At 65.3% G+C, this 21,605-nt stretch carries 23 protein-coding genes; 19 read left to right on the top strand and 4 right to left on the bottom strand.

Annotated elements, in window-relative coordinates; translation table 11 throughout:
* Window positions 1-36 precede the first annotated feature (36 nt).
* The 5 genes from galE to NX773_RS10855 all read left to right on the top strand — a co-directional run bounded on the left by galE (window position 37) and on the right by NX773_RS10855 (window position 5,538).
* The gene (gene galE, locus NX773_RS10835) at window positions 37-1,035 is read left to right on the top strand and encodes a UDP-glucose 4-epimerase GalE (RefSeq protein ID WP_258856338.1); all 999 of its coding nucleotides are present in this window, start codon (window positions 37-39) and stop codon (window positions 1,033-1,035) included.
* 19 nt (window positions 1,036-1,054) lie between these two features.
* Complete coding sequence (locus NX773_RS10840) at window positions 1,055-2,218, top strand: nucleotidyltransferase family protein (protein WP_258856339.1); 1,164 nt, start codon at window positions 1,055-1,057, stop codon at window positions 2,216-2,218.
* Window positions 2,215-3,633, top strand: coding sequence for a mannose-1-phosphate guanylyltransferase/mannose-6-phosphate isomerase (locus tag NX773_RS10845; protein WP_258856340.1), 1,419 nt, complete (start codon window positions 2,215-2,217; stop codon window positions 3,631-3,633). Before NX773_RS10840 ends, NX773_RS10845 begins: the two co-directional genes overlap by 4 nt.
* An 88-nt stretch (window positions 3,634-3,721) precedes the next feature.
* Window positions 3,722-4,429 carry a PEP_CTERM-anchored TLD domain-containing protein gene (locus NX773_RS10850; protein ID WP_258856341.1) on the top strand — a complete coding sequence of 236 codons (708 nt, stop codon included), beginning with the start codon at window positions 3,722-3,724 and terminating at the stop codon, window positions 4,427-4,429.
* Window positions 4,430-4,506: 77 nt separating this feature from the next.
* Entirely contained in the window at window positions 4,507-5,538 is a 1,032-nt protein-coding gene (locus tag NX773_RS10855; protein WP_258856342.1) for a TIGR03790 family protein, read from the top strand.
* A 6-nt stretch (window positions 5,539-5,544) separates the two neighbouring features.
* Here the strand turns inward: NX773_RS10855 and NX773_RS10860 are convergent, their stop codons facing one another.
* The gene (locus NX773_RS10860) at window positions 5,545-5,847 is read right to left on the bottom strand and encodes a hypothetical protein (RefSeq protein WP_258856343.1); all 303 of its coding nucleotides are present in this window, start codon (window positions 5,845-5,847) and stop codon (window positions 5,545-5,547) included.
* 495 nt (window positions 5,848-6,342) lie between these two features.
* Between NX773_RS10860 and gspG the strand changes: the two genes are divergently transcribed.
* From gspG to NX773_RS10915, 11 genes are read left to right on the top strand one after another with little or no spacing between them, the layout of a single operon-like run.
* The gene (gspG, locus tag NX773_RS10865; protein WP_258856344.1) at window positions 6,343-6,774 is read left to right on the top strand and encodes a type II secretion system major pseudopilin GspG; all 432 of its coding nucleotides are present in this window, start codon (window positions 6,343-6,345) and stop codon (window positions 6,772-6,774) included.
* A 13-nt stretch (window positions 6,775-6,787) separates the two neighbouring features.
* Window positions 6,788-7,975 (top strand): type II secretion system F family protein, encoded by a 1,188-nt coding sequence (locus NX773_RS10870; RefSeq protein WP_258856345.1) that lies wholly within the window; start codon window positions 6,788-6,790, stop codon window positions 7,973-7,975.
* Window positions 7,972-9,654, top strand: coding sequence for a GspE/PulE family protein (locus NX773_RS10875; protein WP_258856346.1), 1,683 nt, complete (start codon window positions 7,972-7,974; stop codon window positions 9,652-9,654). The genes NX773_RS10870 and NX773_RS10875 overlap by 4 nt, the downstream gene beginning before the upstream one ends.
* Window positions 9,647-10,453, top strand: coding sequence for a hypothetical protein (locus NX773_RS10880; RefSeq protein WP_258856347.1), 807 nt, complete (start codon window positions 9,647-9,649; stop codon window positions 10,451-10,453). The genes NX773_RS10875 and NX773_RS10880 overlap by 8 nt, the downstream gene beginning before the upstream one ends.
* The gene (locus NX773_RS10885; RefSeq protein WP_258856348.1) at window positions 10,450-10,995 is read left to right on the top strand and encodes a hypothetical protein; all 546 of its coding nucleotides are present in this window, start codon (window positions 10,450-10,452) and stop codon (window positions 10,993-10,995) included. The genes NX773_RS10880 and NX773_RS10885 overlap by 4 nt, the downstream gene beginning before the upstream one ends.
* The gene (locus tag NX773_RS10890; protein WP_258856349.1) at window positions 10,992-11,561 is read left to right on the top strand and encodes a hypothetical protein; all 570 of its coding nucleotides are present in this window, start codon (window positions 10,992-10,994) and stop codon (window positions 11,559-11,561) included. The genes NX773_RS10885 and NX773_RS10890 overlap by 4 nt, the downstream gene beginning before the upstream one ends.
* Window positions 11,558-12,079 (top strand): hypothetical protein, encoded by a 522-nt coding sequence (locus NX773_RS10895; protein ID WP_258856350.1) that lies wholly within the window; start codon window positions 11,558-11,560, stop codon window positions 12,077-12,079. The genes NX773_RS10890 and NX773_RS10895 overlap by 4 nt, the downstream gene beginning before the upstream one ends.
* Window positions 12,080-13,996 (top strand): secretin GspD/PilQ domain-containing protein, encoded by a 1,917-nt coding sequence (locus tag NX773_RS10900; protein ID WP_258856351.1) that lies wholly within the window; start codon window positions 12,080-12,082, stop codon window positions 13,994-13,996. It abuts the gene before it with no gap.
* 5 nt (window positions 13,997-14,001) lie between these two features.
* The gene (locus NX773_RS10905) at window positions 14,002-14,472 is read left to right on the top strand and encodes a type II secretion system protein (protein ID WP_370662243.1); all 471 of its coding nucleotides are present in this window, start codon (window positions 14,002-14,004) and stop codon (window positions 14,470-14,472) included.
* Window positions 14,473-14,478: 6 nt separating this feature from the next.
* Window positions 14,479-14,850: a type II secretion system protein gene (locus NX773_RS10910; RefSeq protein ID WP_258856352.1), complete on the top strand. Its 372-nt coding sequence runs from the start codon at window positions 14,479-14,481 to the stop codon at window positions 14,848-14,850.
* Entirely contained in the window at window positions 14,850-15,455 is a 606-nt protein-coding gene (locus NX773_RS10915) for a type II secretion system protein (protein ID WP_258856353.1), read from the top strand. The genes NX773_RS10910 and NX773_RS10915 overlap by 1 nt, the downstream gene beginning before the upstream one ends.
* 3 nt (window positions 15,456-15,458) lie before the next feature.
* Here the strand turns inward: NX773_RS10915 and murJ are convergent, their stop codons facing one another.
* Window positions 15,459-17,009, bottom strand: a complete 1,551-nt coding sequence (murJ, locus tag NX773_RS10920; RefSeq protein WP_258856354.1) for a murein biosynthesis integral membrane protein MurJ — start codon at window positions 17,007-17,009, stop codon at window positions 15,459-15,461.
* Between the two features lie 207 nt (window positions 17,010-17,216).
* Here murJ and rpsT point away from each other — a divergent pair, with 207 nt between their 5' ends.
* The gene (gene rpsT, locus NX773_RS10925) at window positions 17,217-17,483 is read left to right on the top strand and encodes a 30S ribosomal protein S20 (protein WP_258822277.1); all 267 of its coding nucleotides are present in this window, start codon (window positions 17,217-17,219) and stop codon (window positions 17,481-17,483) included.
* A 298-nt stretch (window positions 17,484-17,781) separates the two neighbouring features.
* Window positions 17,782-20,016 (top strand): NADP-dependent isocitrate dehydrogenase, encoded by a 2,235-nt coding sequence (locus NX773_RS10930; protein WP_258856355.1) that lies wholly within the window; start codon window positions 17,782-17,784, stop codon window positions 20,014-20,016.
* Between the two features lie 237 nt (window positions 20,017-20,253).
* Here NX773_RS10930 and NX773_RS10935 read toward each other — a convergent pair whose 3' ends face one another.
* The gene (locus tag NX773_RS10935; RefSeq protein WP_258856356.1) at window positions 20,254-20,679 is read right to left on the bottom strand and encodes a hypothetical protein; all 426 of its coding nucleotides are present in this window, start codon (window positions 20,677-20,679) and stop codon (window positions 20,254-20,256) included.
* A 10-nt stretch (window positions 20,680-20,689) separates the two neighbouring features.
* Window positions 20,690-21,184 carry an Hcp family type VI secretion system effector gene (locus NX773_RS10940; RefSeq protein WP_258856357.1) on the bottom strand — a complete coding sequence of 165 codons (495 nt, stop codon included), beginning with the start codon at window positions 21,182-21,184 and terminating at the stop codon, window positions 20,690-20,692.
* Window positions 21,185-21,275: 91 nt separating this feature from the next.
* Here NX773_RS10940 and NX773_RS23610 point away from each other — a divergent pair, with 91 nt between their 5' ends.
* On the top strand, window positions 21,276-21,503 hold the full coding sequence (locus NX773_RS23610; protein WP_370662244.1) for a type II toxin-antitoxin system YoeB family toxin: 228 nt from the start codon (window positions 21,276-21,278) through the stop codon (window positions 21,501-21,503).
* Window positions 21,504-21,605: the final 102 nt, after the last annotated feature.

Below are 21,605 nucleotides of genomic sequence, written 5' to 3' on the forward strand. Positions count from 1 at the left end.
GCCCACCCTACCCAAATTCAGAAAAGAGAGAATCACATGAAAATTCTGGTCACCGGCGGCATGGGCTATATCGGCTCGCACACCTGCGTCGAACTGCTCAACGCCAATCACGAGGTCGTGGTCGTGGACAACCTGTGCAACGCCCAGGCCTCGGTCAAGGACCGCGTCGAGAAGATCACCGGCAAGAGCATCGTCTTCGAACAGGTCGACATCCGCGACCGCTTGGGGCTCGAAGCGGTGTTTCGCAAGTACCCGATCGATGCCGTCATCCACTTCGCCGGCCTGAAGGCCGTGGGCGAATCGGTGGAGCAGCCGCTGCGCTACTACGACAACAACGTCTCGGGCAGCGTGGTGCTGTTCGAAACCATGGGCAAGTACGGCGTGAAGACCATCGTGTTCAGCTCGTCCGCCACGGTGTATGGCGACCCGGCCTCGGTGCCGATCCGCGAGGACTTCCCGCTGTCGGCCACCAACCCCTACGGACGCAGCAAGCTGATGATCGAGGACATCCTGCGCGACCTGCACAAGGCCGAGCCCGACTGGCAGATCGCGCTGCTGCGCTACTTCAACCCGGTGGGCGCGCACGAGAGCGGCCTGATCGGCGAGGAGCCGAGCGGCATCCCGAACAACCTGGTGCCGTACATCGCGCAAGTGGCGACCGGCGTGCGCGAGAAGCTGAACGTGTACGGCGGCGATTACCCGACGCCGGACGGCACCGGCATGCGCGACTACATCCACGTGGTGGACCTGGCCATCGGTCACGTGAAGACGCTCGACAAGCTGGCGACACGTCCTGGCATAGTTACCTACAATCTGGGGACCGGGCGCGGCAACAGCGTGCTGGAGATGGTGCGCGCTTTCGAACAAGCTTCAGGCCGCAAGATTCCCTATCAAATCGTTGACCGTCGTCCGGGCGATATCGCGAAGTGCTACGCCGATCCGAGCCGCGCCCGCGACGAGTTGGGCTGGACCGCCGAGCGCGATATCGCGCAAATGTGTGCCGACGTTTGGCACTACCAGACAACACCGAAGTAATGGTCATGAGGACGGTCTAATGAAAGCAATGATTCTTGCGGCAGGCAAGGGCACCCGTGTGCGCCCGCTCACTTACGACCTGCCGAAACCGATGATTCCCCTGCTGGGCAAACCCGTGATGGCCTACCTGGTCGAACACCTGCACAAGTATGGTGTCACCGAGATCATGGTCAACGTCAGCCACCTGCACGAAAAGATCGAGGAGTATTTCGGCGAGGGCCACCAGTTCGGTGTGCAGATCGGCTACTCGTTCGAGGGCTACACCACCGACAGCGGCGAAGTCGTGGCCGAGCCCATCGGTTCGGCCGGCGGCATGAAGAAGATCCAGGACTTCGGCGGCTTCTTCGACGACACCACCATCGTGCTGTGCGGCGACGCGCTGATCGACCTGGACCTGAAGGCCGCGCTGCTCGAGCACCGCCGCAAGGGCGCGCTGGCCTCCGTGATCACGCGCGAGGTGCCGTGGGACAAGGTGTCGTCCTACGGCGTGGTGGTCGCGGACGAGGACGGCCGCATCACCCGGTTCCAGGAAAAGCCGAAGCAGGAAGAAGCGTTGTCCAATTTCATCAGCACCGGCATCTACATTTTCGAGCCCGAAGTCATCGACATGATCCCGTCCGGCGTGCCGTTCGACATCGGCTCCGAGCTGTTCCCCTTGCTGGCCGAAAAGGGCCTGCCGTTCTACGCGCAAAAGCGCCCGTTCAACTGGCTCGACATCGGCAGCGTGGGCGATTACTGGGAAGTGCTGCAGAACGTGCTCACTGGCGAGATCAACAATTTCGACGTGCCCGGCATCCAGATCGAACCGGGCCTGTGGGTCGGCCTGAACACCAGCATCGACTGGCATGGCACCCGCATCGAGGGGCCGGTGTACATCGGTTCGGGCGTCAGGATCGAACCGGGCGTGACCATCGTCGGGCCGACCTGGATCGGCCATGGCAGCCACATCTGTGAAGGCGCGGAAATCGTGCGCAGCGTGTTGTTCGAATATACTCGCGTGTTGAACGATGTCACGCTGCACGAGATGATCGTGTTTAAAGATTACAGCGTGGACCGCGCGGGCCAGATGAAGCACGCGTCCGAATACCGCTCCGAGGAATGGCTCAATGCGCGCGACCGGCGCCGCATGAGCCGCAAGGAAGTCGCCAACGATTCTGCAAGTTTAGAGAAAGCAACCGCATGAAAATCTACCCAGTCATCCTCTCCGGCGGCGCCGGAACCCGCCTGTGGCCCCTGTCGCGCGCAGTATTGCCCAAGCAACTGCTGCCGCTCGTCTCGGACAAGACCATGCTGCAGGAAACCGCCCTGAGGGTGGCTGGCTGGGCCGGGCTGATGGCCCCGCTCGTGGTGTGCGGCAACGATCACCGCTTCCTGGTGGCCGAGCAAATGCGCGAAATCGGCGTCACGCCGCTGGGCATTCTGCTCGAGCCGGTGGGCCGCAACACCGCCCCGGCGGTGGCTGCCGCCGCCCATTACCTGCAGTCGATCGACCCCGATGCGGTCATGCTGGTGTTGCCGGCGGACCATGTGGTCGAGGACCGCGACGCCTTCCAGGCCGCGGTCAGCCGCGCCTGGCCGCTGGTGCAGCGCGGTTCGCTGGCCACCTTCGGCATCGTGCCCAACGCCCCGGAAACCGGCTACGGCTACATTCGCCGCGGCGAGCCGCTGCCGCTGGTGGACGACTGCTACACGGTGGAACGCTTCGTCGAGAAGCCCGACCGCGACACGGCCGAGGCCTTCCTGGCCGACGGCGGCTACTACTGGAACAGCGGCATGTTCATGTTCCAGGCATCGCGCTACCTGGTCGAGCTGGAGCGCTTCAAGCCGGAAATCGCGGCGGCGGCCGAAGCCGCGGTGCGCACCGGCTATCGCGACCTCGATTTCTGCCGCCTGGACGAATCGGCCTTCACCAGCAGCCCGTCCGACTCGATCGACTACGCGGTGATGGAGCGCACGCGCGACGCCGTCGTGGTGCCGGCCGACATCGGCTGGAACGACGTCGGCTCGTGGTCGGCGCTGTGGGAAGTGCAGCAGCGCGATGCGGACGGCAACGCCCAGCGCGGCGACGTGTACCTGGATAACGTGACCAATTCGCTGGTGCGCGCCGAAAGCCGCATCGTGGCGGTGGTCGGCGTCAAGGACCTGGTGGTGGTGGAAACGCCGGATGCGGTGCTGGTCGCCCACAAGGACCAGGTGCAGCGCGTCAAGCAGGTGGTGGACCACCTCAAGTCGCAGGCGCGCACCGAGCACCTGCACCACACCCGCGTGTACCGCCCGTGGGGCCACTACGAGGGCATCGACGCGGGCGAGCGCTTCCAGGTCAAGCGCATCACGGTCAAGCCGGGCGAAAAGCTATCGCTGCAAATGCACCACCACCGTGCCGAGCACTGGGTGGTGGTCTCGGGCACGGCGCGCGTGACCTGTGGCGAGACGGTCAGCCTGCTGTCCGAGAACGAATCGACCTACATCCCGATCGGCATGAACCACCGTCTGGAAAACCCGGGCAAGGTGCCGCTGCACATCATCGAGGTGCAATCGGGCAGTTACCTGGGCGAAGACGACATCGTGCGCTTCGAGGACATCTACAAGCGCGCTTGAGTCTTCGCCGGCTCGCCGGCCAAGCGTGCGGTGCGGCCGCCGTCGCGGCGATACAATGAAATCGTCGAGATCCGATGGGAGGCCCATCATGAAGACGATTCTTGCCGCCGCCGCGATGGCGCTGGCCTGCGGCGGCGCCGCCGCCCAAACCGGCATCACCGGCCCCAGCCTGCTCGACCCGAGCCGCGAGGCGCAGCTCGAACGCTGGCTGGGCGCGGGCGACATGGCCTTCACCGCCATCTTCACCGGCAACCCGGGCAACACCTCGCTCGATTTCCACAGCGCCGTGGACGGCAAGGGGCCGACCTTCACGCTGCTCCAGGTCAGCAACACCGCCGGCGGATCGTGGCTGATTGGCGGCTACAACCCGCAAAGCTGGTCCAGCAGCGATGGCTGGCACGTGACCATGCCTGACTCGCAACGCACTGCCTTCCTTTTCAACATGACCGATCCGGCCGTGTATCGTCAGGTGCCGGCCACCTATGTGCTGCCCAGCCAGGGGTCGCGCCAGACCTTCAATGCGGCCGACCACGGCCCCACCTTCGGCGCCGGTCCGGACTTGTTCGTCAACGACCGGCTCGATGCCGCCTTGTCCTGGCAGGTCAGCTACGGCAACCCGCTGGACGAGGGCAAGAGCATCATCGACCGCTCGGTCGGCGGCCAGTTCTTCCACGTCGACGCGCTGCAGCTGTTCGCCGTCTCGCCGATTCCCGAACCGGCGTCGGCCGGCATGCTGCTGGCTGGCCTGGGATTGATCGCGACGCTTGCAAGGCGCCGCAGGCACTCCGGCGTGTAATGGTTTTGCCGCAAGCTGTGGCATGATGAAACGGAAGCGCTCGCTTCCGTTTTTTCGTCCAGCGACCAGAACTGCCCATGACCCCAACCCTGCGCACTTGCCTGATCCTGTCCCTTGCCCTGTTCTCCTGCGCCGGCGGCGCCCGCGCCCAATTCGTCGCCGCCGCGGCGCTGCAGCCGAAGCAACTGGCCATCGTCATCAACGACGACGAGCCCAATAGCGTGGCGGTCGGCGCCTACTACCGCAAGCGCCGCAACATCCCGGCAGCCAACGTGGTGCACGTCAGGATTCCCGGCAAGCCGCGCCAGATCAGCCCGGAGCGCTTCGCGGAATTGAAGGAAGAAATCGACGGCAAGCTCGGCAAGGATGTGCAGGCCGTGCTGATGATCTGGACCGCGCCGTATGCGGTGCGCTGCAACTCGATCACGGCCGCCTACACCCTCGGCTACGACGCGGCCCAGTGCGAGAACACCTGCGGCGCCGGCCGTCCCAGCCCCTACTTCAACTCCACGTCGCCGCGCCCGTACACCGACCTGGACATGCGCCTGTCGATGCTGCTGCCGACCGAATCGGTGGAGCAGGCCAAGGCGCTGATCGACCGCGGCGTGGCCAGCGGCTTCAAGCTGCGCCCGGCCACGGCCTACTACCTGACCACGTCCGAAAAGGCGCGCAACTCGCGCGCCACGTTCTTTCCGCCCGAGGGCCGCTTCGATTCCCGCAAGCTGGCCACGCGCCGCCTGCAGGCCGATGCCCTCGAAGGCGTGAACGACGTGATGATCTACCAGACCGGCGTGGCGCAGGTGGACAAGCTCGATACGATCCGGTTCCTGCCGGGCGCACTGGCCGACCACCTGACTTCGCTTGGCGGCGACTTGCTGGGGGAAGGGCAGATGAGCATCCTGCGCTGGCTGCAGGCCGGCGCGACGGCCAGCTACGGCACGGTGACCGAGCCCTGCAACTACTGGCAGAAATTCCCCAATCCGGCGGTGCTGCTCAAGCACTACGTGCAGGGCAACACCGCGATCGAGGCATATTGGAAGAGTGTGGCGTGGCCGACGCAGGGGGTATTCGTCGGCGAACCGCTGGCCGCGCCGTATCGGCGGCGCTGAGGGGGTTTATGCTTCTGGCTGGGCCGATTCGAGCTGCTTGCGCTGCATTGCTTCCAGGCGGTAAGCCTCGGCATTGGCGTCGATGATGCGCAGGCCGCGGCAGCCTTCCGGTGCGCAGTCCGGCTGCGGCTGGTTCGGGCCATACACTGGCGGCGTGCCCTGGACGGCGGTCTGGGCGGGCACCTCCACGGCTTGCACGGCGGCGGCGGTCTGGACGATGGTGGTTTCGGTGGCGGGGTCCGAGCCACCGCAGGCGGTCAGCAGGGTGGCAAGGGCGGCGGCAGCAAGGGAGTGGGCTAGGAATTTCATGATGTCAGTGAGGCGAACTCGTCAGTAACGAGGCTCATTGTAGTCAGGAAATTTTCCGCAGCTCAACCATTATTTCGTTAATTTAACGGAAATATTGAACAATTGAAATACAGATAGCGGCAGATCGTGGATTTTGAACGATGATCTGAGGAAATTGTTTTCCAGCCGGAATCAGATAACTGAACGTCAATGTGGCATCCTGGCGACGGTTCTTTAACAATCGAGCCCGTGCCTGCCTGTTTTCCTTGCGTGCCGCGTGCCCCGCAGGGCGGCGGACCGCAAGTTTCTCGTCCTTTCACCGATTGTCGTCATTTGTAAATATGCTGCTCATCCAGCGTGAGCGCGGCGAGAATTTGCGGTTGCTCAACTATTTTCCCCCACAACTGGGGTATTCGTAGTCAGCTGAGGCCGCAACTGCCGTTGCTGCCTTCCTCGGCGTCACAGGCCGTGATAGCCTTTCGGTTTTTTTCATTTAAGCAACATTCAGGAGTCGCCATGCCGACCATTGCCGCCCGCCGCCGCGCGCAGCCCGGCTTCACCTTGCTCGAATTGCTGGTGGTCATTGTGATCATTGGCCTGCTGGCCGCCTACGTCGGTCCCAAGTATTTCTCGCAGTTGGGCAAGTCCGAAGTCACCATTGCCAGGGCGCAGATCGAGTCGTTCGAAAAGTCGCTGGATACCTACCGGCTGGACGTCGGCCGCTACCCGACCACCGAGGAGGGGCTGGCCGCCCTGATCGCCGCGCCCGCGAGCGCCGCCGGCAAATGGAACGGGCCGTACCTGAAGAAGGGCGTGCCGCTCGATCCATGGGGCCGCCCGTACCAATACCGCGCACCCGGCAGCAAGGGCGAGTACGACATCATCTCGACTGGCAAGGACGGCCAGCCGGGCGGCTCCGGCGAGGACGCCGACATCAGCTCGCAGTGAGGCTGTAGCACCGATGCAGTTTGCAGTGCGCACCCTTGCCCCAGACATGTCCATCGCCAGCGTCGTCGTTGACGCGCTCGACGAGGCCGACGCGCGCCGCCAGGTGGAGGCGCGCGGCCTGTTCGTCAGCGCCATCGAGCCGGCCCGCGCCGCCGGCTTGACCCGCCCGCGCGGCCGCAAGCTGTCGCTCGTGCTGTTCAGCCAGGAGCTGCTGGCGTTGCTCAATGCCGGTCTTGGCATTGTCGAGGGGCTGGAGGCGCTGCTCGAAAAGGAAGCCAACCCAGCCTCGCGTGGGGTGCTCGAACGGCTGCTCGCCGGCCTGCGCGAAGGGAAGCGCTTTTCCAGCGTGCTGGCCGCGCAGCCCGACCTGTTCCCACCGCTTTACGTGGGCATCGTGCGCGCCGCCGAAGGCACCAGCGACCTGCCGCGCGCACTGGCGCGCTACATCGAATACCAGCAGCGCGTGGACCTGGTGCGATCCAAGGTGGTCAGCGCATCGATCTACCCGCTGATCCTGATGGGCGTTGGCGCGGGCGTGAGCGCCTTCCTGATCATGTACGTGGTGCCGCGCTTTGCCGAGGTGTACCAGGGCGCTGGCCGCAACCTGCCGTGGATGTCGCAGCTGATGCTCGACTGGGGCCAGTTCGCGGCGCGGCATGGCGCCGGCGTGGCGGTGGCTGCCGTGTGCGTCGTGACGGCGGCCGCGCTGGGCCTGCGCCGCGTGCTGCGCCAAGGCGGTGTCGGCCGTCTTCTCGCGCGCGTGCCCGGTGTGGGCGAGCGTGTGCGCATTTACGAGCTCTCGCGCCTGTACCTCACGCTTGGCATGCTGACCGAAGGCGGCATCACCATCGTGAACGCCATCGAGACCGTCCAGCCGATGGTGTCGCGGCAGGTGGCCCAGTCGCTGGCCGCGGCGCGGGGCGTGATCCGCGAAGGCCGCCCGCTTTCCGAGGCTTTTGAATCGAATGGCCTGACCACGCCGATCTCGCTGCGCATGCTGCGCGTGGGCGAGCGTACCGGCGAAATGGGGCCCATGCTCACGCAGTCCGCCGCATTCTACGATGGCGAAATCAGCCGCTGGATCGACCGCTTCACCCGCACCTTCGAGCCGCTGCTGATGGCCGCGATCGGCCTGGTCGTAGGCGCGATCGTCATTTTGCTGTACATGCCGATCTTCGACCTTGCGGGGGACATGTCGTGAGCCCGCTCCTCGACCTTTCGCTGATCGAGCGCGCCCGCGCCAGCAGCCGCCAGTCGCAGCGCCCGCTGGTGGTGGAGCTGCTGGCGGCCAGCGGCATGGAGCCGCGCCAGCTGGTGCGCGCGCTGGCCGAGCCGTTCGGCCTCACGGTGATGGAAACGGCCGAGATGTTTGGCCAACAGCCGGCATTCGACCTGCTGCCGTTGGCGCCGGCGCTGGCACGCCACTGCGTGCTGCTGCGCGACGCGCAAGGCAGGCTCACCGGCGTGATCGCCGACCCGTTCGACCTCGATCTGCAAACCTGGCTGTCGGCCCAGGCCGGCGCCAGCGCGGGCGATCCGCTGCACTTGCGCCTGGCGCTACAGGCCGACATCCAGGCCTACCTGTCCAAGCAGGAGGAGTCCGCACGTGCCGTGGACACGCTCGACGGCGGCGACCTCGACGCGCGCCGCGACGGCAATGTGGCACAGGTGCTGTCGTTCGCCTCGGTGTCCGAGGCCGCGAGCCCGGCGGTCAAGCTGGTCAACTCCACCCTGTACGACGCGCTCAAGGCCGGCGCCTCGGACATCCACCTCGAAAGCACCGCCGGCGGCATCGCCGTCAAGTACCGTGTGGACGGCGTGCTCGACCACGTGACCACGGTGGGCGGCGTGGAGCTGGCCGAGCACATCATCTCGCGCCTGAAGGTGCTGGCCGAACTGGACATCGCGGAGCGCCGCGTGCCGCAGGACGGCAGCTTCCGCGTCGAATCGGGCGGGCGCGAGATCGACCTGCGCGTGTCGATCATGCCGAGCATTCACGGCGAAGACGCGGTCATTCGTATCCTCGACAAGCGCGCCATGATCGAGGCCTACGGCTCGCTCACGCTGGAGGCGCTGGGCTTTGACGAGGCATCGCTGGCCAGCCTGCGCACGCTTGCGCAGGAGCCGTACGGCATGCTGCTCGTGACCGGGCCGACCGGCTCGGGCAAGACCACCACGCTGTACGCCGCGCTCACCGAGATCCACACCGGGCGCGAAAAGATCATTACCATCGAAGACCCGGTCGAGTACCAGCTGCCCGGCATCCTGCAAATCCCGGTCAACGAAAAGAAGGGGCTGACCTTCGCCAAGGGACTGCGCTCGATCCTGCGCCACGACCCGGACAAGATCATGGTCGGCGAAATCCGCGACCGCGAGACTGCCGAGATCGCGGTGCAGTCCGCGCTCACCGGCCACCTGGTGCTGACCACGGTCCACGCGAACAACGTGTTCGACGTGTTCGGCCGCTTCACCCACATGGGCATCGACCCGTACGCGTTCGTCTCGGCGCTCAACGGCATCTGGGCGCAGCGTCTGGTGCGCATGAACTGCCCGCACTGCGCCGCCCAGTACATGCCGACCGATGCCGAGCTGGCCAGCGTGCGGCTCGCACGTGCCGATGTGGCGGACTTTCGCTTCATGCGCGGGACCGGCTGCGGCGACTGCCGCGGCACCGGCTACAAGGGCCGCCGCTCGATTGCCGAAATCCTGACGCTGAACGACGAGATCCGCGAGCTGATCGTGGACAAGCAGCCGATCCGCCGCATCAAGGCGGCCGCGCAGGCCAACGGCACGCGCAGCCTGCGCCTGGCCGCGCTCGACCTGGTGCGGCGCGGCGCCACCACGCTCGACGAAATCAAACGGGTGACGCTCAATGCTTAAGGGCCTCGGACAACACCTTTGCATCGGCGTTGCACGTGGCGGCGTGGCGCTCGCGCGTAAGCGTGCCTGGCGTCCAGGCCTTGCCGAGCTGCTGGCCGAGCGCAGGCTCGCCGCTGCCGGCGATGCCGAGATCGCGGCCGCCGTACGCGAACTGCTGACAGCGGCCGCGCCGACCGCGTCAACGGTGTCGATCGTGCTGGCCGACGACCTGGTGCGGATGTGGCAGGTGGCGCCGCCCGCCGGCTGCGCGCGCATGTCGGACCTGCTGGCGGCGGCAGCCATGCGCTTCCAGCACTTGTTTGGATCCGGCACGGCCGGGTGGAGGATCACCGCGGACTGGGACTTGTCCGGCCCGTTCCTTGCGGTGGCTGCGCCGCAATCGCTGCTCGACCCGGTCGAGGCGGCGGTGCGTGACTACGGCGGCCACGTGGTGGAAGTCGTCCCGCAATTCGTCGCCGCGCTCAACCAGTGGCGGCGCGTACGCACGCCGGGCGCCTGGTTCGGCCTGCTGCAGGGACCGGTGCTCACCCTGGCCCTGTACCAGAACGCGGCCCTGGCGGCGGTGCGCTCGGCGCTCGTGCCGCACGGCGCTGGCCGCGACTGGTTGGACAGCCATGTGGCGCGCGAGGCCCTGCGTGTCGGCATCGATCGGCCCGAGCGGTTGCAGGTGTGCGGGCCGGCCCCGGACAGCTGGGCCAGCCACGAGGGGCAGCTCAAGTATGTCTGCACGCTGCTGGACCGCGGGACAGGTAGCAGATCCGACCTGGCGCGCATTGCCTGCATCGGGAGCGCAGGATGAGGAAGATGGACATCGACCTGGCCGCGCCGAGCCTGCGCCGCGCCGTGTACCGTACTCCGCGCATTGCGCGCGTCGCGGCGCTGGCGGCGCTTTGCCTGCTGCCCGTGGTCGCTGTCGCCACCGTCAAGTACGTCGATGCGCTTCGCCGCTACGAATTGCTGGCCGCGTCCCTGCACGCACGCCAGCAGTCGCCCGCGCCATTGCAAACGGCGGCCCGCGTGCCCCAGGTGACGCCGGAGCGCGCCGCCGCCATCAACGCGGCGGTCATGCAGCTGAACCTGCCTTGGCGCGGCTTGCACGACGCGGTGGCTGCCGCTACGCCGCCAGCGATTGCGTTGCTGGCACTCGATCCGGACGCCCGCAAGCGCGTGCTGCACATCACGGCAGAGACCAGGAACAGCGACGACATGATCGCCTGCGTCGAACAGATGCAGGCCCAGGAATGGTTCGTGGCCGTGGTGCTCACGCGGCATGAGATCAATGACCAGGACCCGAACCATCCGATCCGCTTCCAGCTCGACGCGCAGTGGAGGCAACCATGACCCGCATCGACATGGCCGGCCTTGGCTTGCGCGCGCGGCTGCTGTTTGCCCGTATCGGCCCCGTTGGCATTGTGTCCATCGTGCTGCTGCTCGCGTGTGCCGCGGCGCTGGCGTGGCTCGCGCAGGCGATCGACGTGGTCGAGCGCAGGCAGCAGCTGGCCGAGCGCATGGCCGTGCTGCCCAAGCCGGCGCCGAAAGCGGCGCCGGCGCCCGCCAACGACAACATGGTGCTGTTCTACCATTCGCTGGGCGAGCGCCGGCATGTGGGGGAGCAGGTCAGAACCCTGTTCGCCCTCGCGTCGAAGGCGGGCCTTGTGCTCAGCAAGGGCGAATACCGCGAGGTGTTCGACCCGAACGCCAGGGTGTGGAGCTACCAGGTCACGCTCCCGGTCAAGGGCAGTTACGCCGCCATCTGGGATTTTGCGCTCCAGTCGCTGCAGGCGATCCCGTTCGCATCGCTCGACGACATCGGTTTTCATCGCGACGCGGTCGGCGACCCGAATGTCGAGGCGCGGCTGCGCTTTACGCTGTACCTGGGCGAGGCGCCGGAAGGGGAGGGACGATGAACCCGCGCCATGCCATCCTCGCCGCCGCGCTCATTGGCGCTGGCGCACTGGCGCTGTTCGGCGACAGCAGCCCGCCGGCGGACGTGGTGGAACCGGCGGCACGCGCCACCGCGGCGCCGGTCGCCAGCCGGGCCGCGCGTCCGGCCACGGCCGAAGTGGCGATCATGCAGCTGCAGCCGCGCGACGTCCTGATCGGGAGCGCCAGCGAATCCTTCAACGCCGGCGCCAGCGACGCCTTCGGCTCGCGCAACTGGACACCGCCGCCACCTCCGCCGGCGCAGGCGCCCCCGCCGCCCCCGCCGCAGGCGCCGCCCTTGCCGTTCACCGTGATCGGCAAGTCGCTGGACGAGGGCAAATGGGAGGTGTACCTCGCGCGTGGCGAGCAGACCTATCTGGTGCGCGACAAGGATGTGATCGACGGCGCCTACCGCGTGGACGCGATCCGGCCCCCGCTGATGACCCTGACCTACCTGCCGCTGAACCAGGCCCAGCAGGTCAACATTGGAGTGTTCGATTAAATGGCTCGTAATCCTGTTTTTCGCTACTTCGCACTGCTGCTGGCCGCGCTCGTGCTGGCCGGCTGCGCCGCGCAGCGCGCCTACCGCGAGGGCAATGACCTGATCGCGCGCGACCAGGTGGAGGAGGCGCTGCTCAAGTATCGCGAGGCCGTGGCCGCCGATCCCACCAACGCCATGTACAAGCTCACTTACCTGCACACACGGGATGCGGCCACCGTGCGCCTGCTGGAACAGGCCGACCGCGCGCTCGCGGCCGGCAAGCTGAAGGAGGCCCAGCAAAGCTACCAGCGCGTGCTCGCGTTCGCGCCAGCCAACGAGCGCGCCCGCGCCGGCGTGCGTCGCGTGGAAGGCGCGCGGCGCCAGGATCTGGGCCTGGCCGCCGCTGCCGAGGCCATGGCCAGGAAGGACTACGACAGCGCGCGCAGCAAGCTGGAAGACATCCTCGCCGAGCGGCCCGATCATCCGGGCGCGCTCGCACTGATGGACAAGGTGAAGGACGCGACGGCGGTGCCGCCAGCCGAAGCCGGGCTCGCCGCCGTGTACAGGAAGCCGATCAGCCTCGAGTTCCGCGACGCCCCGTTGCGCCAGGTGTTCGAGGTCATCGCCCGCCACTCGGGCCTGAACTTCGTGTTCGACAAGGACGTGCGTTCCGACGCGCGCACCTCGATCTTCCTGAAGGACAGCACGGTGGAGGCGGCCGTGTACTACCTCTTGATGACCAACCAGCTCGAGCGCCAGGTCATGGATCGCAACACGATCCTGATCTACCCGAACAACCAGGCCAAGGTGAAGGAATACCAGGAGCTGGCCGTGAAGACCTTCTACCTCGCGTATGCCGAGGCCAAGAGCGTGGCGGCGAGCCTCAAGCCAATCCTCAAGTCGCGCGACATCGTGGTGGACGAAAAGCTCAACCTGGTGATCGTGCGCGATTCGCCCGACGCGATCAAGCTGGCCGCGCGCATGGTCGCGTTGCTGGACGTGCCGGAACCGGAGGTCATGCTCGACGTGGAGGTGATGGAAGTGCAGCGCAGCCGCATCACCGAGCTGGGCGTGGCGTGGCCGAACAGCTTGTCGCTGGCGCCGCTGTCGTCACGCGACGGCCGGGTGATCACGGTGGACGAGCTGCGTGCGCTCAACGGCAGCACCATCGGCGTGGCCGGCATTTCAGCCACGCTCAACGCGCGCAACGATGACGGCGACTCGAACGTCCTGGCCAACCCGCGCATCCGCGTGCGCAACAAGGAGAAGGCCAACGTCGTCATTGGCGAAAAGCTGCCGATCATTACCACCACGGTGTCGCCCGGCGTGGGCGGCTTCGCTTCCGAATCGGTGACTTATGCCGACGTCGGCCTGACGCTGAACGTGGAGCCGACCATCCACCTGGATAACGAAGTGGCGATCAAGATCTCGCTGGAAGTGAGCAACGTGATCGACTCCATGTCGACCAAGTCCGGCAGCACCGTGTACCGCATCGGCAAGCGCTCGGCTGCCACGCTGCTGCAGCTGAAGGACGGCGAGAACCAGGTGCTGGCGGGCCTGATCCGCAACGAAGATCGCAAGAGCGGGCGCAAGCTGCCGCTGCTGGGCGACGTGCCGCTGCTCGGCCGCCTGTTCGGCAGCACCAACGACTCCAGCGACAAGACCGAGATCGTCCTGTCGATCACGCCCCACCTGGTGCGCAACATCGTGCGCCCGCCGTCGGACGCCACCATCTTCGCCGCCGGCACCGATGCGAGCTTCCGCAATCGTCCGGAAGTCACCACGTCGGTGCCGGCCGCGGTGCCGGCATCCCGCCCGATTCCTGCGCCAGCGCCGCGTGGGCCCGCCGGCGGCGCAGCGGGCGCGGCGCAACCGGCGCCGGTGCCGGAGGTCCCCGTCTCGCAGATGCCCGCGCCGAATGCAGCCGACGTGAAGTGATCATCGTGCGCGCAAACGGCTTCACGCTCATCGAGCTGCTGGCCACGCTGGCCATCCTTGCCATGCTGGGCACCCTGGTGGTGCCGGTGGCGCAGGTGGCCACGCAGCGCCGGCACGAGCAGGAGCTGCGCCGCGACCTGCGCGAGATTCGCCAGGCGATCGACGCCTACAAGCGTGCCAGCGACGAGGGCCGCATCGCCAGGCTGGCCGGCGCCACCGGCTACCCGCCGCGCCTGGAGCTGCTGGTGGAAGGCGTGCGCGACCAGCGCAGCCCCAAGCAGGCCAAGATCTACTTCCTGCGCCGCCTGCCGCGCGATCCGTTCAACGCCGACCCCAGCCTGCCCGACGCGCAGACCTGGGGCAAGCGCAGCTACGCCAGCGAGCCCGACGAGCCGAAAGAGGGCGAGGACGTGTACGACGTCTACTCGCTCTCGACCAGGGCCGGTCTCAATGGCGTACCGTACAACCGCTGGTAAGCAAGCATGAACAAGCGTGGATTCACCCTGATCGAACTCTTGGTGGTGCTGGCCATCGTCGCGCTGCTGCTCACGCTGGCGATGCCGCGCTACTTCCCCAGCATCGACAGCGCCAAGGACACCATCCTGGCCGACAACCTGCGCAACACCCGCGCCGTGATCGACCAGTACCACGCCGATACCGGCCGCTACCCGGACTCGCTGCAGCAACTGGTGGACAAGAAGTACTTGCCGGCGCTGCCGGCCGACCCGATCACCGGCAGCAGCGAGACCTGGATCATCGTGCCGCCGGAGGAAGCAAGCCAGGGCGGGGTGGCCGACCTGCACAGCGGCGCGCCAGGCACTGGGCGCAACGGAAAGCCCTACCAGGAGTGGTGATGCGCCGCCAGCACGGCTTTACCTACCTTGGGCTCATCGTGCTGGTGACGATCATCGGCATGGTGGGCGCGCTCACGCTCAAGGCCGACGCGCTGCTGCGCCGCGCCGCCGCCGAAGAAGAGCTGCTCGAGACCGGGGCTGCCTTCAGCGCTGCGCTGCAAAGCTATGCCGCCGCCACGCCGCGCGGCCAGCCCACCCAGCCGCCGGCCCTGCAGGACCTGCTGCGCGACCCGCGCTTTCCCAACCCACGCCGCCACCTGCGCAAGATCTTTGTCGATCCCATCACCGGCAAGACGCAGTGGGGCATCGTCTATGCGAACGGCGAGAAGGGCGTGGTCGCGGTGTACAGCCTGTCGAAGGCCAGACCGCTGAAGATCGCCAATTTCGATGAGCGTTTCGCTGGCTTTGCCGGCAAGGAGCACATCTCGGACTGGAAGTTCACGGCGGCCGGGCTGGGCCTTATGCCGCAGGGCCAGCCGCTCGCAACAGCCAGGCCGCAGGAGGCCGCACCCGCACAAGCCGCGCCGGTGGCGGAGCCCGCCGCTGTGCCCGAGCCGCCGAAGGACGTCGAACAGCCGCCCCCGGCCCAATCCGACGGGCAGTAAGGGCTACTTGGCGCTGCGCTTGAAGTCGCGCAGCTTGAACCCAAGCGCGAGCAGCACCGCGAAATACGTGGCCCCGGCCACGCAGATAATGCCCAGCACCGCGCCCACGCGCAGCCACGGGTGCGCGCGCATGGCGGTCCAGTCCAGCTGCGACTGCACGAACCAGGTCACCGCGCCCATCACCGCCACCGCAACGACCAGCCGAAGAAAAAAGCTGGTCCACCCCGCATGCGGGTTGTAGATGCCGCGGCGGCGCAGCCCGGTGTACAGGAATCCCGCGTTCAGGCAGGCGCCCATGCCGATCGACAGCGCCAGGCCGGCCACGCCCAGGATCGGCACGAACACGAGGTTCATCAGCTGGGTGGCCACCAGCACGCCCACCGCGATCTTCACCGGGGTGCGGATGTCCTGCCGGGCGTAGAACGCCGGCGCCAGCGTCTTGACCAGGATGATGCCCAGCAGTCCGGCGGCGTAGGCCATCAGCGGCGCGGCCGAGCTCTCCACCGCGCCGGCATTGAATTTGCCGTAGTTGAAGAGGGCGGCGATCAGCGGCTTGGCCATCACCGCCAGCCCCACCGCGGCCGGCAGCGCCAGCAGGAAGGTCAGGCGCAGGCCCCAGTTCAGCAGCGCCGAGTATTCGGCGGTGTCGCCCTCGACGCTGGCCTTGGACAGGTTCGGCAGCAGCAGGGTGCCCAGCGCCACGCCCAGCAGGCCAGTCGGGAACTCCATCAGCCGGTCCGCATACTGCAATGCCGAGACGGCGCCTTCGCCCAGGTTGGTGGCAATGCTGGTATTAATCAACAGGCTGATCTGCGCCGCCGAGACCGCGAACACGGCCGGCCCCATCTTCTGCAGGATGCGCCGCACGCCCGGATCGTGCAGGCCGGCGAACGGATTGGCCGACAGGCGCGGCAGCATCCCGATCTTCATCAGCGCCGGGATCTGGATACCGACCTGCAGCAGGCCGCCGATCATGGTCGCCACCGCCATCGCGTAGATCGGGGTATGGAAGAAGTGCACCAGCACCAGCGCGCCGAAGATCGAGGCCAGGTTCAGCAGCACCGGCGTGAAGGCCGGGATCTTGAACTGGCGCCAGGTATTGAGCACGCCGCCGGCCAGCGCAACGAAGGACATGCAGGCGATGTACGGGAACATCATCCGCGTCATCAGCACCGAGGCGTCGAAGGCTTGCGGGTTGTCGCGCATGCCGCTGGCAATGAATATCAGCAGCACCGGGCTGCCGATGATGCCCACGATGCTCGTGATGACGGTGGCCCACACCAGCGAGTTGGCCACGTGGTCGACCAGCCCCTTGGTGGCGGTTTCGCCGTGCTGGTTCTTGTATTCCGACAGGATCGGCACGAAAGCCTGCGAGAACGCGCCTTCGGCGAACAGGCGGCGCAACAGGTTGGGAATGCGGAAGGCGACGATGAAGGCGTCGGTGTAGGCGGACTGGCCGAATGCGCGGGCGAACAGGCTTTCGCGCAGCAGACCGGTGATGCGGGACAGCATGGTCATGCTGGAGATCGCCGCAAGAGTCTTAAGCAGGTTCATGGGCCGGAATTATAGCCCGGCAACCCCAGCGGACGAGGGTGCCCAGGGATAAATAGTTGATTTTTAAATTGCCCTGTCGGGAATAATCCGCTATACTCGTGGGCTGTACTGAATTCTGTTGGCAGACGTTAAATGGTCGGCAGGGCACCGGAATGCGCCCGATCGACCTGTTTGCAAACGCAACTTGACCCCGATTTAGGAAATTCCATGGCAAATACCGCACAAGCGCGCAAACGCGCTCGTCAAGCAGTTAAGGCAAACGCGCACAACTCGGCCCAGCGCTCGACCCTGCGCACCGCAATCAAGGCTGTCCGCAAGGCCATCCAGGCTGGCGACAAAGCTGCCGCTACCCAGATCTTCCAGCAGTCCGTGTCGACCATCGACAGCATCGCTGACAAGAAAATCATCCACAAGAACAAGGCCGCTCGCCACAAGAGCCGCCTGGCTGCTGCCCTGAAAGCGCTGTCGGCCTAAGCGACAAGCGTTGCGGCGGCCTTCCTGGCCGCCAGAAGCAGTACGTGGAAGACCCGCCCGACTCTGAAGTCCGGCGGGTTTTTTCGCTTGTGCCGCCGGTGCCGAAATCCTTCCCTTTGAACGTTTTCCAGCCTACTATTACCCCTCAAACCTGTAGCGCCATACGAAATACTGGTGCATAATGCGGAACCGCCTGTCTTATGTCTTATAGAAGACTTGGCCGCAAGCAGAGCATCATGCCTGGACCCGCGTCCGGGCTACTATCTATTCAGTGTTACGAATCGTGAAGGAAAAGCGCATGAGCAGTGAACCGACCATCATCTACACGTTAACTGACGAGGCGCCGCTGTTGGCGACGCACGCATTCCTGCCGGTCGTCAGCACCTTCACGAAGCCCGCTGGCATCCGCATCCAGGAGACCGACATCTCGGTGGCCGCCCGTATCCTGGCCAACTTCGCCGACTACCTGACCCCGGAGCAGCGCGTGCCGGATGCGCTCACCGAACTGGGCAAGAAGACGCTCGAGGCCGACGCAAACATCATCAAGCTGCCGAACATCAGCGCCTCGGTGAGCCAGCTCGTGAATGCGGTCAAGGAACTGCAATCGAAGGGCTACAACATCCCCGACTATCCGGCCGACCCGAAGACCGACGAAGAAAAGGCGATCAAGGCCCGCTACGGCAAGTGCATCGGCTCGTCCGTGAACCCGGTCCTGCGCGAAGGTAACTCGGACCGCCGCGCGCCGAAGGCGGTCAAGGAATACGCCCGCAAGAACCCGCACTCGATGGCCCCGTGGTCGCCGGCTTCGCGCACCCACGTCTCGCACATGACCCATGGCGACTTCTACCATGGCGAAAAGTCGATGACGCTCGACCGCGCACGCGACGTCAAGATGGAACTGGTCACCAAGAGCGGCCAGGCGATCGTGCTCAAGCCGAAGCTCTCGCTGCTGGACGGAGAAATCATCGACTCGATGTTCATGAGCCGCAAGGCGCTGCTCGCGTTCTACGAAGAGCAGATCGAAGACGCCAAGAACAGCGGCGTGATGTTCTCGCTGCACGTGAAGGCCACCATGATGAAGGTCTCGCACCCGATCGTGTTCGGCCACTGCGTGCGCACCTTCTACAAGGAAGCGTTCGAGAAGCACGGCGCGCTGTTCGACAGCCTGGGCGTGAACGTCAACAACGGCATGGCGGACCTGTACAACAAGATCGCGACCCTGCCGGACTCGCAGCGCGAAGAAATCATCCGTGACCTGCACGCCTGCCAGGAGCACCGTCCGGAACTGGCCATGGTGGACTCGGCCAAGGGCATCACCAACTTCCACTCGCCCAACGATGTGATCGTTGACGCATCGATGCCGGCCATGATCCGCGCCGGCGGCAAGATGTACGGCGCCGATGGCCGCCTGAAGGAAGTCAAGGCAGTCATGCCTGAGAGCACCTTCGCCCGTATCTACCAGGAGATGATCAACTTCTGCAAGTGGCACGGCGCATTCGACCCGCGCACCATGGGCACCGTGCCGAACGTGGGCCTGATGGCGCAGCAGGCCGAGGAATACGGCTCGCACGACAAGACCTTCGAGATCCCGGAAGACGGCGTGGCCAACATCACCGACATCGCCACCGGCGAAGTGCTGATGTCGCAGAACGTCGAGAAGGGCGACCTGTGGCGCATGTGCCAGGTGAAGGACGCCCCGATCCGCGACTGGGTCAAGCTGGCCGTCACCCGTTGCCGCCAGTCGGGCATGCCGGCCGTGTTCTGGCTGGACCCGTACCGTCCGCACGAGAACGAGCTGATCAAGAAGGTCAAGACCTACCTGAAGGATCACGACACCACCGGCCTGGACATCCAGATCATGTCGCAGGTGCGCGCGATGCGCTACACGCTCGAGCGCGTGATCCGCGGCCTGGACACCATCTCGGTCACCGGCAACATCCTGCGCGACTACCTGACCGACCTGTTCCCGATCATGGAACTGGGCACCAGCGCCAAGATGCTGTCGATCGTCCCGCTGATGGCAGGCGGCGGCATGTACGAAACCGGCGCCGGCGGCTCGGCACCGAAGCACGTGCAGCAGCTGGTGCAGGAGAACCACCTGCGCTGGGACTCGCTGGGTGAATTCCTGGCGCTGGCCGTCTCGCTGGAAGACCTGGGGATCAAGACCGGCAACGCCCGCGCCAAGCTGCTGTCGAAGACGCTCGATGCCGCCACCGGCAAGCTGCTGGACAACCGCAAGTCGCCGTCGCCCAAGACCGGCGAGCTCGACAACCGCGGCAGCCAGTTCTACCTGGCCATGTACTGGGCCCAGGAACTGGCCGCCCAGACCGAGGACGCCGCGCTGGCAGCCCACTTCGCGCCGCTGGCCAAGACCCTGGCCGAGAACGAGCAGAAGATCGTCGCCGAGCTGCTGGAAGTGCAGGGCAAGCCGGTGGACATCGGCGGCTACTACAAGGCCGACGATGCCAAGGTGAAGGCAGTGATGCGTCCGAGCAAGACCTTCAACGCCGCCCTGGCTTCGCTGGCAGCCTGATCGCGTCACTGCCGCAAGGCAAACACAAAACCCGCCCGACCAATCGGTCCGGCGGGTTTTTTTAACCGCGACGGCGCATCTCCCGCAACTGTCGCCGAAGCTTCACGTTGTCAGCCACTACACACACGAAGCCAACGGTAACGAAAACGGACACGGCATTACTGCTGCCGTATTTCCAAAATGCCCATGACGTCAGAGCCAAACCCAGCCCAGTAGCCAGGAGCAGGAGCGAATCTTTCATTGGGCAACTCCGTAGTGCTTGTAGTAACGTCGGCGGGACACACGAGCATCGTAAATGCCTGGCATGCGGTGGAGAAGCGGTGCAAGCCACGGACGTTTAAGTCCAAATCGGGAAGCCTCGAACAAGACATCGCTTAACGACGTGCCACCGGCCAGGGTTCGGCCAGTTGCTACGGCCAAGCTACCTATTGCCGCTCCCGCATAGTAAGCGACTTGCATCGCGCCCACGGTGGCAAGGCGCTCCAGGTTCGTTCCGGCGCCGATCATTTCCAGAACGGTTACGCGAGGCCCGAACTTGTCATGAAAGATGAGCATGGCGTTTATGGTGCCGAGCGCGGTTTGTGTCGAGCCGAACAAACTCTCTGGTGCAGGCAAATTGAGCGCATCCATGTTCTCCTTGAAGTACTTGTAGAAGTCCGACATGGTCCGAGCCTCAAGCAACCACCTTGTTGGCCGACAGGTCCCAGCCGCCCATAGTGCTACCACCAACGCCACCGGTAATTTTCTGCTGGGTATACTTCCACGTCACCTTGGCGAACTTGAATTGCAAGTGCTCTTGCATTCCTCCAGTAGCGGCAAGGCCCGGTTTGACAGAACCGATTAATACATTTTCAAGCACCATTTCGAAATACTTGACCCTCTCTCCGTTGCCGTCCGCGCGGAAGAACTCGAATTTTGCCTTCGGAATGGTCTTGCCCATCGCACAGTGCTGCAGCAAGACCGGAGTTGACAGGTCCGTCAGCTTGGCTACCACGATCTCATCAAACTCCGCCCGCGCCGAGGTATGACCACCGCTGGTCGAAACCACCGGACTGCGCGGTTGCTCCACACCAAAGTGAACGTCCACGCATTCGATCCAGTCCTTGTGTTTGTCGTCCATCGACTCGCCCTTGATGCCTTCAATTTGCAAATATGCGTCGATTGCCATGCGGATCTCCTGGTGAGGTTAAGCAAGCTGCTAAGGCATTTTTGCTCAGCAGGAGCGAAGACAGGTTGACGGCACACAAGCGCCTGGGCTTTTGGACAAGCAGCTTGGACACCTGGTCGAGACTGCTGCATCAACGCCATCTGCAGGCATGTGGAAGCCGGAGCCGCTGACGGGCAGCCTGGCGGGTTGCTGGTCACGACCCGTCGATGAACAACTCAGGCTGATTTATCGTGTCACCGACAAGGATATGATCGCTGGGTCGTGCCGCTATCAATACCGCTACCGGACGAACCTCTTTTTATATGTTGTCGCGGGGTAGGCAAGTTTCCCGCCCTCGCGTCCAGAGAGTGTCCGCTTGGCCTGAACAGGTCCACCTGCTTGCAGCTCGATCCCGCATAAGCAATCCTCGACCGATACTTGT

This window comes from Massilia solisilvae, assembly GCF_024753215.1.
Lineage (GTDB): Bacteria > Pseudomonadota > Gammaproteobacteria > Burkholderiales > Burkholderiaceae_D > Telluria > Telluria solisilvae.